Origin of the sequence: Pandoraea faecigallinarum, from assembly GCF_001029105.3 — a bacterium.
In the GTDB taxonomy this organism is placed as follows: domain Bacteria; phylum Pseudomonadota; class Gammaproteobacteria; order Burkholderiales; family Burkholderiaceae; genus Pandoraea; species Pandoraea faecigallinarum.
This window is the reverse complement of sequence record NZ_CP011807.3, coordinates 5191811-5208364: the sequence shown is the minus strand read 5'-3', so window position 1 is coordinate 5208364 and position 16554 is coordinate 5191811. Positions and strand designations below refer to the sequence as shown.

General features: G+C 65.2%; 10 protein-coding genes. 3 read left to right on the top strand and 7 right to left on the bottom strand.

The annotated features are described in order from the left end of the window. Positions 1-29 precede the first annotated feature (29 nt). Complete coding sequence (gene pbpC / locus AB870_RS22905) at positions 30-2330, top strand: penicillin-binding protein 1C (RefSeq protein WP_047906414.1); 2301 nt, start codon at positions 30-32, stop codon at positions 2328-2330. 208 nt (positions 2331-2538) lie between these two features. Continuing rightward, complete coding sequence (locus AB870_RS22900; protein ID WP_047908592.1) at positions 2539-3510, top strand: delta(1)-pyrroline-2-carboxylate reductase family protein; 972 nt, start codon at positions 2539-2541, stop codon at positions 3508-3510. A gap of 15 nt (positions 3511-3525) precedes the next feature. Here AB870_RS22900 and AB870_RS22895 read toward each other — a convergent pair whose 3' ends face one another. From AB870_RS22895 to AB870_RS22865, 7 genes are all read right to left on the bottom strand, one after another. Beyond that, the gene (locus AB870_RS22895; protein WP_047906413.1) at positions 3526-4359 is read right to left on the bottom strand and encodes a heme ABC transporter ATP-binding protein; all 834 of its coding nucleotides are present in this window, start codon (positions 4357-4359) and stop codon (positions 3526-3528) included. 28 nt (positions 4360-4387) lie between these two features. Beyond that, positions 4388-5455 carry a FecCD family ABC transporter permease gene (locus tag AB870_RS22890; RefSeq protein WP_418304015.1) on the bottom strand — a complete coding sequence of 356 codons (1068 nt, stop codon included), beginning with the start codon at positions 5453-5455 and terminating at the stop codon, positions 4388-4390. 243 nt (positions 5456-5698) lie between these two features. Next, positions 5699-6592, bottom strand: coding sequence for a heme/hemin ABC transporter substrate-binding protein (locus tag AB870_RS22885; RefSeq protein WP_053059728.1), 894 nt, complete (start codon positions 6590-6592; stop codon positions 5699-5701). A gap of 50 nt (positions 6593-6642) precedes the next feature. Then, positions 6643-7752, bottom strand: coding sequence for a hemin-degrading factor (locus AB870_RS22880; protein WP_064674895.1), 1110 nt, complete (start codon positions 7750-7752; stop codon positions 6643-6645). A 120-nt stretch (positions 7753-7872) separates the two neighbouring features. Continuing rightward, on the bottom strand, positions 7873-10116 hold the full coding sequence (locus AB870_RS22875; RefSeq protein ID WP_047908589.1) for a TonB-dependent hemoglobin/transferrin/lactoferrin family receptor: 2244 nt from the start codon (positions 10114-10116) through the stop codon (positions 7873-7875). A 543-nt stretch (positions 10117-10659) separates the two neighbouring features. Then, on the bottom strand, positions 10660-11907 hold the full coding sequence (locus tag AB870_RS22870) for an MFS transporter (protein WP_047906411.1): 1248 nt from the start codon (positions 11905-11907) through the stop codon (positions 10660-10662). A gap of 287 nt (positions 11908-12194) precedes the next feature. Then, positions 12195-12656: an Lrp/AsnC family transcriptional regulator gene (locus AB870_RS22865; protein ID WP_044457521.1), complete on the bottom strand. Its 462-nt coding sequence runs from the start codon at positions 12654-12656 to the stop codon at positions 12195-12197. A gap of 239 nt (positions 12657-12895) precedes the next feature. Here AB870_RS22865 and AB870_RS22860 point away from each other — a divergent pair, with 239 nt between their 5' ends. Continuing rightward, complete coding sequence (locus AB870_RS22860) at positions 12896-16501, top strand: indolepyruvate ferredoxin oxidoreductase family protein (RefSeq protein ID WP_047906410.1); 3606 nt, start codon at positions 12896-12898, stop codon at positions 16499-16501. The last annotated feature ends 53 nt before the right edge of the window (positions 16502-16554 follow it).

The window sequence follows — 16554 nt, the reverse complement described above, 5'->3', positions numbered from 1 at the left end:
GGCGTCGTCGTTGGGGCGCTGCGCGCCGCATGTCCCGAAGACTTCCGGTCAATACGGTGTTGAGTGCGGGGTTGGCGCTCGGCGTGTTGGCGTTGCCCGCACCTGTCCGAGCCGTGCCGTCGTTCGATGAGGTCCGGGGAGAGTGGCGCGCATCGGACTGGATCTTGCTGGATCGTCGCGGCGAACCGTTACAGCGCTTGCGCGCGGATATGCAGGCGCAACGTGGCGACTGGGTTACGCTTGCCGACGTCTCGCCGGCGTTTCGCCAGGCGCTGATCGTTTCCGAGGACAAGCGGTTTTATGAGCACAGCGGTGTGGATTGGCGTGGTGTGGCCGCTGCCGCATGGGGCAACCTCTGGCATTCGCGCACGCGCGGCGCGTCAACCTTGACGATGCAGTTGGCCGGTTTGCTGGACGAAGATCTGCGCCCAAGCGCCCGTAATCGTTCCGTGACGCAGAAAATCGGACAGGCGGCGACCGCGGTGTGGCTGGAACAACGTTGGCGCAAGGACCAAATTCTCGAGGCGTATCTGAATCTGGTGCCGTTTCGCGGCGAACTGGTGGGCATTTCGGCCGTCTCCCAAACGCTTTTCGGCAAGCTCCCGAGCGGTCTGGACGCCCGCGAGGCGGCGCTGGCCGTTGCGTTACTGCGAGCCCCCAATGCGCCCGCGGTGCGCGTGTCGCAGCGCGCCTGCGGCATTCTGAAGGACCTCGGACAAGCGGCGGACTGCAATGGGCTGGAAGGTTACGCGCAACTCGTGTTTGCGCGTCCGGCGAGCGTGATGACGACGCGCGACGCCGTGAATCTCGCGCCGCATTTCGCGCGGCGTGTCTTCGGCGAAAGCCGCCCGCCCGCCGGGACGCGAATTACCAGCACGCTCGACGCGAATCTTCAGCGCGTCGCCGTGAACACGCTCCAGCAGACATTGCGCGAACTGGGTACGCCGGGCCGTTCGCGCAACGTTCAGGACGGTGCGATCGTCGTGATCGACAACGCGAGCGGCGAGATTCTTGCGTGGGTCGGCTCCTCAGGGGCGCTGTCGTCGGCTGCGCAGGTCGACGGTGTGACGTCGCTGCGTCAGGCGGGCTCCACGCTCAAACCGTTTCTCTACGCACAGGCCATTGCCGAGCAGCGTCTGAGCGCGGCATCGCTGCTCGACGACTCGCCCATCGACTTGCCCACGGGCGGCGGTTTGTACATTCCGCAGAACTACGACAGGCACTTCAAGGGATGGGTCAGCGCACGGACCGCACTGGGCTCGTCGCTGAATGTGCCCGCCGTGCGCACGCTCGTGATGGTCACGCCCCGACGGTTCGCGCAAACCCTCGTGTCGCTCGGCCTGCCGCTCACGCAAAGCGGCGATTATTACGGGTTCAGTCTGGCGCTCGGCAGTGCCGACGTCACGTTGTTGTCGCTGACGAACGCCTACCGTGCGTTGGCCAACGGGGGGACGGCGAGCGGCGTCGTCGAGAAGATGCCGGAGCGTGCGGCGGTGTCGCCGACATCGCGCGCGCGAATGCCCGAAACGTCCGGAACGTCCGAAAGGAAGGCTACCGCAAAGGACAGCACGCGCAATCTCGCGCGCACCGCCGTCTTCTCGCCGCAGGTGAGTTTCATCGTGTCGGACATGATCGCCGACCGGCAGGCGCGTACGCGCACGTTCGGCCTCGACAGTCCGCTCTCCACGCGATACTGGACGGCGGTGAAAACCGGCACGAGCAAGGACATGCGCGACAACTGGGCGGTAGGCTATTCGCGCCGCTATACGGTTGGCGTCTGGGTCGGCAACGCGGACGGCGCGCCGATGTGGGATGTCTCCGGCGTGTCCGGTGCGGCCCCGATCTGGCACCGTCTGATGGACTACCTGCATCGACGTACGGCCAGCCTGCCGCCCGCGCCCCCGCCGGGACTCGAGCATGTCGCAGTGCAGTATGTCGAGCACGTCGAACCGGCGCGCGAGGAGTGGTTCCTGCCCGGCACGTCGCAAAGTGCCATTGCGTTGTCCGCACTTGCCACCCGGGCCCCCAGCGGGCCGCTCTGGCGCATTGCCGGACCCACGGACGGGACCATCGTCGCGCTCGATCCGGATATTCCCCCCGCCAATCAACGACTTTGGTTCCAGGTGGCCGCCGCGTGGCCCAAAGGCGCGGCATGGCGGCTCGATGGCAAGCCGCTCTCCGGTACCTCGCGCGTTGGATGGCTGCCATGGCCGGGGCGTCATACGCTCGAACTTGTCGACGCATCCGGGACCGTGCGTGACAGCGTGCGCTTCGAAGTACGCGGTGCGACCGTGAACGACGGCAAGCGCATGCGCAATGCGAGTCGCTGAGCGTACGTGCACCGCATCGTCGGCGTGAGGTGTGCGTCGATGGACGAGCAACGATACGAATTGTCACGATTAAATTTCGATGTGGCAGACGCGTTACCGCGATGCGCGCTACACTGAAATCAAACTTGGCAAAGCGTGGCGCAAGGCGACGGCGACGAGTGCGAATGCCGGCGTTCGATGGCGCACGCTTCGAAGCGGAGACATATCGATGATCACGCTGGATGCGCATCAGACCGCGCAGTTGTTGCCTTATCCGCAGTTGGCCGACGGTATCGAGGCCATGCTCATGGAGATGCGCTCGGGCACCGCGCGCGCGCCTGAGCGTCTGCATTTTCCCTTGACCGATCCCGAACGCGGCCGCCGCGGCGGCGTGTTGCTCGTCATGCCCGCGGTCAATCGCGATGTGGCGATGACCAAGCACATCACCGTTCACCCCGAGAACTGCAGGGCGGGCAAGCCGTCGATCATCGGCGAGGTGATGGTGTTCGATCCGCACACGGGCGAGCGGCAGATGCTGCTCGATGGGCCAACGGTGACGGGACGCCGCACCGCGGCCGTCACGCTCTTCGCCGCGCGCAAGTTCGCGCCGCGTCCGAAAGGGCCGGTGTTGATCGTGGGCGCGGGCGTGCAGGCGAAGGCGCACCTCGAAGCCTTTGCTGCCGGCATGGGCACACGTCACTTCATGATCTTTTCACGCAGTCCGGAGCGTGCGCACGCATTGGCGCAACACGCCGCAACGTTGGGGGTGGAAGCGACCGTCGTCGATGCTATTGAGCCGGTACTCAGTACCGTGAGCATCGTGATTACGGCGACAACCAGTAGCGAACCCGTGTTGCCGGACAGCGACGCCATGCGCTGGCGCGACGACATCTTCGTCGCGGGCGTCGGGGCGTTTCGCCCTGACATGCGCGAACTGCCGCCGCAGTTGTGCCGCGATGCGGCTGTGCGGGGCACGCTGGTGGTCGATACGTGGGAAGTGAAGCACGAAGCCGGTGACCTGCTTCATGCCGCGATCGACTGGGCGCGTGCCGCGCCGCTCATGGACGCGATCATCACCCCCGACCGGTATCGGGCCAGCGGACCAGTGCTCTTCAAGAGCGTCGGTTATGCGTTGTGGGATCTGGCGGCAGTGTTGTGCGCTCGCGCGAATCTGGCGCGCGATGGCATGCCGGCCTCCTGAGGCCCATCAGGCGGATCATGCGGGCAACGCGAAGGGCACGCTCGCTGAGGCGCCTTTGAGCGCGTGAAGGCCGGGCGCGCTCTGCGGTGTAAACACGTGCACGGGCAGTCCCAGTGTCGTCTCGATGAGATCGGCTTGCATGACCTCGTGCGGTGTGCCGGTAGCGAGGATCCGACCGTTGGCGAGCAGCGCCATGCGGTCCGCGTGACGCGCCGCCAGATTGACGTCGTGCACGATCGCCATTGCCCCGAATCCCCATGATCTGGCCAATGTGCGCGTGAGCGACAGCAGGTGATGCTGATGGGCGAGATCGAGCGCCGCCGTCGGTTCGTCGAGCAGCAGATAGCGCGGCACGCATGGGGCGGATGCCGTCTCGTCCGGCCACAACTGCGCCAGCACGCGCGCAAATTGCACACGCGCCCACTCGCCGCCCGAGAGCGTCATCACATCGCGATGCATCAGCGAAAGGGCGCCTGCCTGCTCCAGTGCGAGTGCCGCGATTTCCTCGTCGCGCCTGCCCGACTTCGGAAACGGCAGACGGCCCATCGTCACGATCTCCAGTGCGCTGAATGGAAACGAAAGTTGGGCGGTTTGCGGCAACACGGCCCGCAGGCGTGCGAGGGCGGAGTTCGAGTATTGCGAGAGCAGGGCACCGTTGAGGGTAACGGCGCCACGCATATGGGCGCGCGGCGGCAGCGGTTCCCCGGCCAGCGCCTTGAGCAGTGTGCTCTTGCCTGCTCCGTTACGTCCGAGCAGTACCAGCAGTTCGCCGGGGCGGATGTCGAGAGACAGACCGTCGAGCACGGGCGCGTCGGTGTGGGCAATGGTGAGGTCGTATGCGCTGAGCATGGCGATGTCTCGATGTCCGGAAGCGTTGTCAGAGCCCGAACTGACCGCGGCGTTGCCACAGCAGCATCAGGAAGAAGGGCGCGCCGAGCAGGGCCGTGAGAATGCCGAGCGGCAACTCGGCGGGCGCCACCCAGGTGCGTGCGATCAGATCGGCGAGGAGTGTGAGGATGGCGCCGAACAGGGCGGCTGCCGGAAGTACGGCGCGCGGGTCGGGCCCCACCACCAGCCGCACGATGTGCGGCGCGATCAGGCCGATGAAACCGATCATGCCGCTCGATGCCACCAGCGCGCCCACGCACAGCGCGCAGGCGATCATCACACGTCGCTTGACGGACTGCACGGCAACCCCCAGATGCAGCGCCTCGGCTTCGCCCAGCAACAGGGCGTTGAGTGAGCGGCACTGCAACGCGAGCGCGACGATACCCAGCGCCACGGGCCACACGATCACGGCGAGCATCGACCACTGCGCGCCACCGAGACTGCCGAGTGTCCAGAATGTGAGCGTGCGCAATTGCGTGTCGTTCGCGAGATAGGTCAGCAAGCCGATGGCGGCACCGGAGACCGCGTTGATCGCGATACCGGCGAGCAGGAGCAGGGGCAGGGCGAGACGCCCGCGTCCCGCCGCCAGACGGTAGACCAGCGCGGTCACGCCGAGCGCCCCGGCGAATGCCGCGACCGGCAGCATCCACAGTCCCAGCGACGCAGCCAGTGCCGCCGGCAACAGCACGCCACCGAGCACGATCACGCCCGCCGCACCCAATGCGGCCCCGCTGGCCACGCCGATCAGACCGGGGTCGGCGAGCGGGTTGCGAAACAGCGCCTGCAATGCGGCGCCGGCAGCGCCGAAGCCTGCGCCGACCAGCATGCCGAGAACGATCCGCGGCAGCCGGATCTGCAACATCACGTTGCGTGCCTGGTCCTGTACGAAGTCGCCCGTCGCACCGCGGAACAGCGCGCCGACGGCTTCGCCGGGAGCGATGCGGTAAGCGCCGCCGCATAGCGCGGCGAGGACTGCGGCGGCGAGCAAGCCGACGAGCACGGTCATGACGATCCATCGCGGCGGCCGCCGGCGTGCGGCCGCCGTACGGCCAGGCATGGTGGACGTGGTGGTGGTAGGGGCGGAGGGCGGCGTTTGCGCCCCGTGCGGACCGGACGACATGGCTTGGGTAGATCGGGGAATCGGCGGCGCGGCTGACATGGCTTCGTTCACTGGCGGGTGGCAGGTTTCAGGGAGCTTCGGAGGCGGGCGGTGCGAGGCGGAAGACGGGGGGAGGCGACGTCACGCCACCGGACGTCACGTCGCTTAGCGTCTCGGGCATGCACTCACCTATTCACGCGCTCAGACGGCGTGCACGCGTTTGGCCAGGTCGGCAACGGCCTGCGGCAGCCGCGGGCCGAAACCGAGCAGGTACAACGCGTCGAAACTCACGACGCGTCCGGCGCGCCCGGCGGGCGTATTCGCCAGCCCCGGTTGTGCGAGGAGCGACGCCGCGGGGTCGACGGGAGAAGGCCCCGTCGTGGTCGTGAGCAGCACGTCGGGTTGTGCGGCCACCGCCGCCTCGGCGCTCAGCGCGCGGTAGCCGCTAAAGCCGCGCAGCGCGTTCTCGGCGCCCGCGTACGCGAGCATTGCGTCTGCCGCCGTGTCCTGCCCCGCGACCATGACCTGATTGCCCGTATGCCCGAGGATGAAGAGCACGCGAGGGCGCCGCGCAATGCCATACCGAGTCTCGACGGTGTCGCGCACCTGCATCCACTCGGCCGTGAAACGGGCCGCCACGCGCGTGCCGTCGTCGCCGATCTTCAACGCGTTGGCAACGCCGCGAATGTTCTCGCGCACCAGCTCGGCCGTGTATCCGTGACGGAAATGCTGCACGGGCACGCCCGCGGCTTCGATCTGCGAGAGCACGTTGGGTGGACCGGCCTCGGCGCCGGCGAGCAACAAGTCGGGATGCAGCGACAGCACACCTTCGGCCGACAGCGTGCGCAGATAGCCGATCTTGGGCAATTTCGACGCCGCCTCCGGATAGAGGCTCGTGAGGTCGTTGGCGATGACGCGGCTCTGCGCGCCGAGCGCGTAGACGATTTCCGTCAACGCGCCACCGGCGACGATCACACGCTTCGGACCGTCCTTGGTCGCGTTCGTGGTGGACGCTGCGGGCGCGGCATGCGCGAGCGCCATCGGCAACAGCGAGCCCAGCCATGCGCCTGCCGTCAGCGTCGCGCAGCGGGTCATCAAGGCGCGCCGTGACATTCCGGACGCGCAGCGTACGTTGGGAGAAGTGCTCACGCTGATGCCTCCACATCCCCGTGCGAACCCTCCACGCGCACCAGCGCGGCGCGCCAGTCTTCGCGTTCGGCCTGACCCGGTTTGCGCTCGCCGAAGAACATGGCGATGACCATGCCCGCGGCGTCGAGCAATTCGAGCGACGAGACGATGCCGTCTGCCGTCGGTTTGCGCACGATCCACGCGGTATCGACGAGATCTTCGCGCAGATGCAGGTTGAAGCCCGGGTCAAGAACGTTGACCCACGGACCCATGACCTTGATGTTCCTCACGGGTCCGGTGTGAATCTGGATCATTCCGGCGTTACCGACGAACACCATGATCGGCAGTTCGGTGCCGGCGGCATCTTCGAGCAGCGCGCGTACCGACGTGGCCGCGACCTGCTTCGCGTGACCTTCCGGGGCAAGACGCAGCGCTTGCGAGCGCGATACGCCATGACGCCTGAGCATGTCGAAGAACTGATGCGTGTCGGTCATCGCGAGCCAGTCGCGCTGGAAGGCGGCGGCATCGATATCGGTGTCGGGCGTTTCGGCTTTTGGAGCATCGGTGGGCACGACGCGCTGACCCGGCGTCTGATCGTCCGCGCGGAAGCGGGCGACGAGCGCGTCGTATGCGGCGACGTCGCTATGGTCGCGCAGGAACATCTTGTGCACCGCGGTGCCCGCCTTGTCGAAGAATTGCAGCGAGCGGCGCGGGCCGTTCTCCGTGGGCGTCTCGACCGCGTAGCCATACGCCCATTGGTGATAGAAGATCCGCAGGTCGAGGTCCTTGCCCAGACCCAGACCGATGGTGCCCTGATGCGAAAGCTTCTCGTACCGGCCATCCTTTTCGTGGACAGCGGCGTTGTTGCGCGTGAGCGCCATGACGCGTCCGAGCGCCGGGAACGCTTCGACGATCTCGACGAAATCCGGTCGCAGGCGCACGACATGTTCTCCCACGAACGCCGCGACCGTCTCGCCTTCGGACACCCCGAGGGCGGCCGCAGCGTCGCGATCGCGCAGGTTCTGTTCGGCCTTCACACGTTGGAATTCGCTGCGCAGACGGTTGACGTCGGCGAGCGCGGGCAATGCCGGGCGGGCGGAGGAGGTGGCGTTTTGAGCGTTCATCATGGCGATTCCTTGAAAAGCATGTTTGCTGGCGGCGTCTCGGGACGTCTTGCAACGGCTGGCATGCGCCGGCGAGCGGAAACTCGTGCGCGCCGGCGCGGGTTCCAACGACCGATCCGAAGATCAGTACTGAAGCTTCAGGCTCACAGCCGCGCTGCGGCCCGGGGCCGAATACGCGTCCTTGACGGTCGAGTTCTCGGCGAGGTTACGGACGTCCGACCAGTTCCAGTACTTGCGGTCGAACACGTTGTAGATACCGGCATAAATCGTCGCGTTTTTGTTGATGTGATACCCGCCCGACAGGTCGAGCACGATCGACGAGGGCGGTGCCCAACAGCTCTGGTTCTGCTGCGTGCCTGCCGTACAGGACTTCGCGATCTGGCTTTGCGACTTGGCGGCCTGGAACATCAGGTCGGCCTGCGCGAACCACGTGCTGTTCGGCTCGTAGCGCACGCCCACGACCATCGAGAAGGGATTGATGGTGTTGAGCGGCTGGCTCGGGGCGCCGTCGTCCTCCGTCGTACCGTGCGTGTAGGCCATGGCGGTACGCAGGGTGACGCCGCCCTTGAGCGCCCATGTGGCGCGGCCTTCCCAGCCCTGAATGCTGGCGCGACTGAAGTTCACGTACTGGAAGATGAGCGGATCGTTCGGACGGCCCGAACCGCTGATGTTCTGCTGCGAGATGAAGTTGCGGTATTTGCCCGCGAACACGGCGGTGCTGTACGTGACCGGGCCGAGGGTGGTCGCGAGACGTCCGCGCAGCCCCAACTCCAGTGTGTCGCTGGTCTCCGGCTTGAGGCTCGGGTTCGCGATCGACATGTAGCCGTAGACCGGGTTGGAGAAGCCGTTGTTGACCTGGTCGGGCGTGGGCGTGCGGAAGCCGCGTGCGTACTGCACGTACGGTATCAGCGATGGCGCGATCTCGTACATGATCGCTAGACGCGGCGAGAAGGCGGAATCGTTCGACGCCGTCGGTTGCACGAGCGCGCCCGAGGCCGTCTGGGAGACATACAGCGGATCGTTCTTCTTCGGCGAGAGCCAATAGGCGTCGTAACGAATGCCCGGCGTGACGGTCAGCGCGCCATAGCGGACTTCGTCCTGCAAATACGCGCCGAAGAGCGTGTAGTCGGTGTCCGGGAACGCCTTGTTCGGGAACGACTCGCCCACGCCCGGCACCGTACCGTTGCGGTAGCTCGTCACGTAGGCGAGGCTCGCGTCGGTGCCGTACACGAGCTTGTGGGCGAGCGGGCCGGTCTCGAAGTGGCTTTCGGCCTGCAATGAGCCGCCCACGGTGCGCTCCTTGTACGTGTTGTCGCGCGTACGGTCGCCCGCCGTGCGTTTTTCGTAGGAGTACTGGCTGTTCTTCGCGTCCTGGAAATACAGCAGGGCGTGAGCGTTCTGGATGTACGACTGCGACGCATCGTTGAAGTCGTAGTCGAGGCTCACGCGATTGCGTTCGAGCCGGTCGCTGGTATGCAGGCCCAGCGTGGTTGGCGGGCTGACGGCGGACAGGACGTCCGAATCGGTGCGCCGCCGCACGTTCTCGGCAGTGAGCTTGAACGTCGAGAACGGCGTGGCCTTGAACACGAGCTTGCCGAGTACCGAATCGCCGTTGGTGTCCTGCGGGTTCGCCGTCGTACGTGCCGTGCTGGCGGTATTGTTGGTGCCCTTGCCGTCGAGTTCGTGACCCTTGTTGCCGTCGACGATCAACATGCCCTGCCATTGCTCGCCACCCCACGCGGCCTGCGCAGTCGTGCCGAAGCTTCGGTCCATCGAGTTGTAGTACGGACGCAGCGAGAAGTAAGTCGACTTGCCGAACACGTCGAGCAAGTCCTGCGGATCTTTGGTGAGGAAGTTGACGACACCGGTGAGACCGTCGCTGCCGTAGAGCGACGAGGCCGGACCGCGCAGAATTTCGATGCGGCGCAGCAGGTCCATGCTCATGTAATCGCCACGACCGGCTTCGAGCGGGCCGAAGGCGTACGAGGACGGCAGGCGGATGCCGTCTTCGAACAACGCGACGCGGTTGCCTTCGAGTCCGCGGATATTGATGCTGGAATTGCCGTCGCGACCGCCACCTGCCGCGGCCGAAGCCGGACGATACGGCGCGCGGCGCACGGTCACGCCCGGTTCATAACGCAGCGCTTCCTTGATGTCCTGAGCCTGCTGCTCTTCGAGATCCTGATCGGTGATGACCGAGATGGACGCCGGCGTCCGTTCGCTCGACGTCGGCGTGCGCGTGGCTGTCACGTTCACTTCGCGCAGATTGGCTTCGGCAAGCTGTAACGCACCTTCGGCCGATGCCGGTTGCGCGAACGCGGCGGGCAGCCAGAACGCCGCCAATACTGCGCCCGCGAGCGGATGCAAACGCCGGCGCCGCGCCGACGCGTGCCCGTGCCGTAAGGTTGGAATCCGGCCGCGGCTCGCCGCGCTGGCCGGAGCGTTGCCGCCGGGTTCCCGGCGCATGCTCAAGAATAAGGCGCGGCCCCCGCCGCTCGACGACTGCTTCACTGCTCGCTCTCCAGTGCAAAAAACCCCGTTGCTGGCTGGCAAGCGCTCGTGGCAATCGGCATGCGGGCAGCGTCCTTCGCGACGCTCCACCACACGCGGGCAGGCGCGGCTGGCGAAGATCTACGTCAATCCGGCAATGACCTGGCGACGTTTATAAATGAGAATCATTCGCATATTAGCGAGGTGAAAGCCGACGGTCAAGTCGGCGTGGAGGGCTCGTCCTGAGTTCGGGAACCGGGCGCGCAATCTCTCATGCGGACAAACAGGTGATGCGTGGTGCATCGGTTGAGAAAGGCCAACGACGCCTCCTTATCGTGGAACGCTGGACTGGCGACGGCGAGACAAACGTCCCGTTCCCTTGCGGCCGTCATGAAACGGCGTTCCTCCCGCGAGGACTAGCTAACGGTTTGAGGTATGGGCAGCGGCAGCATGGGATTGTGGCCAGCGGATGGTGACGACAAGGAGAGTCAGCGCCACAAGCGCGCCAACGTTCAGCCAACGGTAAGCCGATGCAAAATCATAGACTTGCGTCAGTTCACCCACCCCGTAGACCGTTGCGGCCGTGAAAAGGGCACGAATCAGGTTGGCTATGGAAAGCATGGTCGTGCGTGCCGACAGCGCTTCCGGGATTTCGCGGTTTAGGCGATAGCTGTAGTACGAAGGAAAAATGCCCCGGATCAACTGATGGGCGGCGATGCTGGCCAATAGCGCTATGGGCGACGTCGCAGGCAAGAACAAAGGGGCGAGCGCCGCCATAAACAGCGCCACGATCGCAAAGTCAACAGTGCCGCTGTCAAGCCAGGCCTTCGGCGCCTTGCTGAAGAGACTGGCGACGATCCCGCCGACCACGACCAGCGCGCTGAACGTCATTCCGAAGTATTCGACCGGTATTCCCGCGCCGAGCATGAGAGGTTGATAGGTATTGAATGACGCTCGAATGCACGCAAACGTGACCGCGAAGCCCAATGCCAGCAAACACCATGTCCGGGAAGACACGGCAACCTGCAATGCCGAGCCAAGCATATGGGAAAAGGTCTGAGCTTCTCTTGCGTTGATCGTGTGGGGCGGTTGCACGGGCACGCGCCAAAGCAGAAACAAGGTCAGACCCGCCAGCACAATCGCATCCAGCATGAGGGGCAGCACGAGCGAGTAGCTCGCCATCCATCCACCGATGGCGGCCGCTGCGGCTGCGCTCCACAAGCCCACACCGGTGGTGCGCGCCACGACCGCGTGAAACGCCGGAATCGCATCACGCGCGGCGAACGCCTCATACATCATTGCCTGAAACGTCCCGCTCGCAAGGCTGCTACCTGCCGCGTACATCAACGCTATGACGGCCAGCGGCACGCTGGCTTTCGCGACGATAAGCAAGAGCATGGCCGCGCAGTAGATGGCATTTCCGAGGATAAGGCACCGCTTCCGCCCGAATCGGTCCGCGAGAGCGCCCGCGGGTACCTCCATTAACCAACCCAGAATGAAGAGGCTCGCAGTGAACGAACTGAATTCGGCGAAACTGAACCCGGCGTATTCGAGGAAAAACAGGACGAGAATGGCCATCGAGAAAATCTCCGGGCCGAGTGCGGCTTGCGTGAGCGCAAGCGTTCGCCAACGGCGAAGATCCGCAGTCCACGTGACGCTATCGGTCATTTCTGCTTCTCGTCGGTAAAGATATCTTCGCCGTATTCGCGATACGCGAGGTGGCACCCATGCTGATGCACGCTCGCAAAATCGCGGTCGCTGGTTTGACCCCGCCATCGAGAAAGATACGGGCGCCGCAGCCGAAGGTGTTCGATTACGCGGCAGGAAGAAAACAAAGCGGGGGCGGTGATTGCCGCGTTGATTGACGACGCTGCGGTTCGCATTATTGGGCGAATGCCTCGCAATTGAAATGGGCGTCGTCCTATTTGCGCTCGGAGCGACACCGGCGCCCGCCGTCAGATCGGCAGGCTCGTATCGAACTTGATCTCTCGCAGCACCACGCTCGTCTTGACGTTGGAAACCGCGGGCAGGCGGAAGATGTGTTCGTGCAGAAACGCGTCGTAGGCCTTGATGTCCGGGGCCACGATCTTGAGGATGTAATCCGCCTCGCCGGTGGTGCTGTAACACTCGGTCACTTCGGGGCACGAGCGAATTTCCCGCTCGAACTGCTCGGTGCCCCCCTCCGTGTGCCGCGTGAGTTGCACGTGGGCCAGCGCACACACATGCAGCCCGAGCTTTTCGCGGTCGAGCAGCACCGTGTAGCGCTGGATCACGCCGCTTTGCTCCATGTCCTTGATCCGGCGCCAGCACGGTGTGGCCGAGAGGCCAACGTTTTCGGACAGTTCCTGCGCCGAGCGGCGTGAATCGATCTGTAACAAACGCAAAATCTGACGCGCGAAGTTATCGAGTAATTCCATTTCCGGAAACCGCCTTTTTCGAAATAAACGTTTCTTATTGTGCGCTCAAACGAGTGAAATAGTAAAAATCTTTCTCCTGCCTCCCCATACACTGCTTGCATAACCGACGCGTCAACGTTCTATGCGTACTCGCGTCGAGACGAACAGAACACATGCCCCCGCAGCACCGCCGGCAGGTCGACACGACGACAGCGCGACAGGCCGGCGCGGGGATCAGGAGATACCCAATGAATGCCCCCATGCGCGCCGCGCTTGCGACGACCACGGCCAACCCCCTGGCCCATCCCGATTACCAGCTCTCCGACGCCCTGACCGCGCGCAAAGGCCAGATCTTTCTGACCGGCACGCAGGCGCTCGTGCGCATTCTGCTCATGCAGCATCAACTGGATGCCGCGCGCGGCCTGAACACCGCCGGCTTCATCAGCGGCTATCGCGGCTCGCCGCTCGGGGGCGTGGACCAGCAACTGTGGAAGGCGAAGAAGCTGCTCGACGCGGCGAACGTCAAGTTCCTGCCTGCCATCAACGAGGAATTGGGCGGTACGGCCGTGATGGGCACGCAGCGTGTGGAGGCCGACCCCGAGCGCACCGTCGAAGGCGTGTTCGGCATGTGGTACGGCAAGGGGCCCGGTGTGGATCGCGCAGGCGACGCGCTCAAGCACGGCAACGCCTATGGCGCATCGCGTCATGGCGGCGTACTCGTCGTGGCGGGTGACGATCATGGTTGCGTGTCGTCGTCGATGCCGCATCAGAGCGATTTCACGATGATGTCGTGGAGCATGCCGGTGCTCAATCCGGCAGACATCGGCGAGCTAGTCGAATTCGGTCTCTACGGCTACGCGCTGTCGCGGTTCTCCGGCGCCTGGGCGGGGCTGAAGGCCATCTCCGAGACGGTCGAGTCGCGTGGCACCGTCGATCTCGACAAGATCCGCACGGACTGGGCCGAACCGCTCGATTACGTCGCGCCGGCCGGTGGCCTGCACAACCGCTGGCCCGACCTGCCCAGCCTGGCCCTCGAAGCGCGTCTGGCGGACAAGCTCGACGCCGTGCGCGCCTTCTCGCGCGTGAACAGCATCGACAAGTGGATCGCGCCCGCGCCCGGCGCCGATATCGGCATCGTGACATGCGGCAAGGCTCACCTCGATCTGATGGAGACGCTGCGCCGTCTGGACATCACGGTCGACGATCTCGCGGCTGCAGGCGTGCGCATCTACAAGGTGGGGCTGTCGTTTCCGCTGGACATGTCGCGTCTTGACACGTTCGTCGCCGGTCTGAAGGAAGTGCTCGTCATCGAGGAAAAGGGTCCGGTCGTCGAACAGCAAATCAAGCAGTACCTGTACAACCGCACGACGGGCGCGCGTCCGGTCGTGCTTGGCAAGACCGATGCCGAAGGCCGCGCATTGCTCTCCGCGCTGGGCGAATTGCGTCCGTCGCGTGTGCTGCCGGTGTTCGCTGAGTGGCTGGCGAAGCATCGCCCGATGCTGGACCGCCGTGAGCGCGTGGTCGATCTCGTCGCCCACGACATCCTGTCGAACGCTGCGGACGGTGTGCGTCGCGTGCCGTATTTCTGCTCGGGTTGTCCGCACAACACGTCGACGAAGGTGCCCGAGGGGTCCATCGCGCAGGCGGGCATCGGCTGCCACTTCATGGCGTCGTGGATGGATCGCGATACCACCGGCCTGATTCAGATGGGCGGCGAGGGTGTGGACTGGGCGGCGCACTCGCACTTCACGAAGCGTCCGCACGTCTTCCAGAACCTGGGCGACGGCACGTACTTCCACTCGGGGCTGCTGGCGATTCGTCAGGCGGTCGCGTCGAAGGCGAACATCACCTACAAGATCCTGTACAACGACGCTGTGGCGATGACCGGCGGCCAGCCTGTCGACGGCTCGATTTCGGTGCCGCAGATCGCGCGTCAGGTGGAAGCCGAAGGCATTGCGAAGCTCGTGGTCGTGAGCGATGAGCCGCAGAAGTACGTCGGCCATGAGGGGCAGTTCCCGAAGGGGACAACGTTCCACCACCGCAGCGAACTCGACGCCGTGCAGCGCGAACTGCGCGAAATTCCCGGCGCGACGGTATTGATCTACGACCAGACGTGCGCGGCGGAAAAGCGTCGTCGTCGCAAGAAAAACGAATTCCCGAATCCGGATCGCCGGCTGTTCATCAACGAAGCCGTCTGCGAAGGTTGCGGCGATTGCGGTGTGGCGTCGAACTGCCTGTCGGTCGAGCCGGTGGAAACGGCCATGGGCCGTAAGCGTCGTATCGACCAATCGTCCTGCAACAAAGACTTCTCCTGTGTGAACGGCTTCTGCCCGAGCTTCGTTTCGGTGAAGGGCGCACAGTTGAAGAAGGCGCTGGCGGCCGCGTTCGATCAGGCGGCTTTCGAGGGACGTCTGAACGCCTTGCCGCAGCCGCCCGCGCTCGCGGGCGACGCGCCGTTCGACATCATGGTCACGGGTGTGGGCGGCACGGGCGTCGTGACGATCGGCGCGCTCATCACGATGGCGGCGCACCTCGAAGGCAAGAGCGCTTCGGTACTCGACTTCATGGGCTTCGCGCAAAAGGGCGGCGCGGTGCTGTCGTTCGTGCGTTTCGCAAACACGCCGCAGGCGCTCAATCAGGTACGCATCGACACGCAGCAGGCCGATGTGCTGCTCGCGTGCGACATGGTCGTGGGTGCGAGCGCCGACGCGTTGCAAACCGTGCGTCGCGACCGCACGCGCGTGGTCGTCAACACGCATGCGATTCCGAACGCATCGTTCGTGCAGAACCCCGACGCGAATCTGCACGCCGATGCGCTGCTGGAGAAGATGCGCCACGCCGCGGGTAACGACAAGCTCGATGCGTGCGACGCGCAGGCGCTTGCCCAGCGCTTCCTCGGCGACACGATGGGTTCGAACATCATCATGCTCGGTTACGCGTGGCAGTTGGGACTCGTGCCGGTGTCGTTGCACGCGCTGCAGCGCGCCATCGAACTGAACAACGTCGCGGTGCCGATGAACCAGCTGGCGTTGGCCATCGGCCGTCTGGCCGCGGACGACCCCGCCGCGTTGACCGAGACGACGGCCAGGGCCGTGCACGCACCGGTGCATGCGCCGGTCGCGGACGACATGACGTTCGACGCGCTCGTCGCCCATCGCGTGGATCTGCTCACGCAATACCAGAGCGCTGCGTATGCATCGCAGTTCACGGCGTTCGTGAAGCGGGTGGCCGATGCGGAGACGCGCGTGGCCGGCGCGCCGGGCCGTCTCTCGCGTGCTGTTGCAACGCAGTTGTCGCGTCTGATGGCGTACAAGGACGAGTACGAAGTCGCGCGTCTGTATGCGCAAACGGCATTTACCGACGCGCTGGGAGAAACCTTCGAAGGCAAGCCGGGCAGCGATTTCCGTCTCGAATTCCATATGGCGCCGCCGCTCATCGCGCGCGGCAAGGACGGCGGCGTGCCGAAGAAGGTCACCATCGGCCCGTGGTTGTGGCCGGTGCTGCGCGGCATGGCGAAGCTGCGCGGTTTGCGCGGCGGTGCGCTCGACGTTTTCGGCTACACGCTGGAGCGCCGCATGGAGCGTCAGTTGATCGCGGACTACCGCACCACCGTGGAACGCGCGCTGGCCGTGCTCGCAACCGATACGCTGCCCGATGTCGTCGCACTGGCTGAAGCCCCGGCGAAGATTCGCGGCTACGGACATGTGAAGCTGGCGAATCTCGCGGCGGCCAAGCGTATCGAAGCGACGATTGCCGGGCGTCTGGGCATCGCGCCCGCCACGGGCGACGCCGTCGAACAGGCCCTTGCGCACGCACGCAGCAACGGCAAGACGCTGGCGGGGATTCCGGTGGTGACGTCGCGTTGAGGTTCGCGTATCCGCTACTCCCGACGCCCCCTTGGGGCGTTGGGCGAAGCCAT

Coding starts and splice junctions, on each gene's coding strand:
- pbpC (WP_047906414.1), top strand. CDS start 30: ATGTCCCGAAGACTTCCGGTCAATACGGTGTTGAGTGCGGGGTTGGCG.
- AB870_RS22900 (WP_047908592.1), top strand. CDS start 2,539: ATGATCACGCTGGATGCGCATCAGACCGCGCAGTTGTTGCCTTATCCG.
- AB870_RS22895 (WP_047906413.1), bottom strand. CDS start 4,359: ATGCTCAGCGCATACGACCTCACCATTGCCCACACCGACGCGCCCGTG.
- AB870_RS22890 (WP_418304015.1), bottom strand. CDS start 5,455: ATGCCTGGCCGTACGGCGGCCGCACGCCGGCGGCCGCCGCGATGGATC.
- AB870_RS22885 (WP_053059728.1), bottom strand. CDS start 6,592: ATGACCCGCTGCGCGACGCTGACGGCAGGCGCATGGCTGGGCTCGCTG.
- AB870_RS22880 (WP_064674895.1), bottom strand. CDS start 7,752: ATGATGAACGCTCAAAACGCCACCTCCTCCGCCCGCCCGGCATTGCCC.
- AB870_RS22870 (WP_047906411.1), bottom strand. CDS start 11,907: ATGACCGATAGCGTCACGTGGACTGCGGATCTTCGCCGTTGGCGAACG.
- AB870_RS22865 (WP_044457521.1), bottom strand. CDS start 12,656: ATGGAATTACTCGATAACTTCGCGCGTCAGATTTTGCGTTTGTTACAG.
- AB870_RS22860 (WP_047906410.1), top strand. CDS start 12,896: ATGCGCGCCGCGCTTGCGACGACCACGGCCAACCCCCTGGCCCATCCC.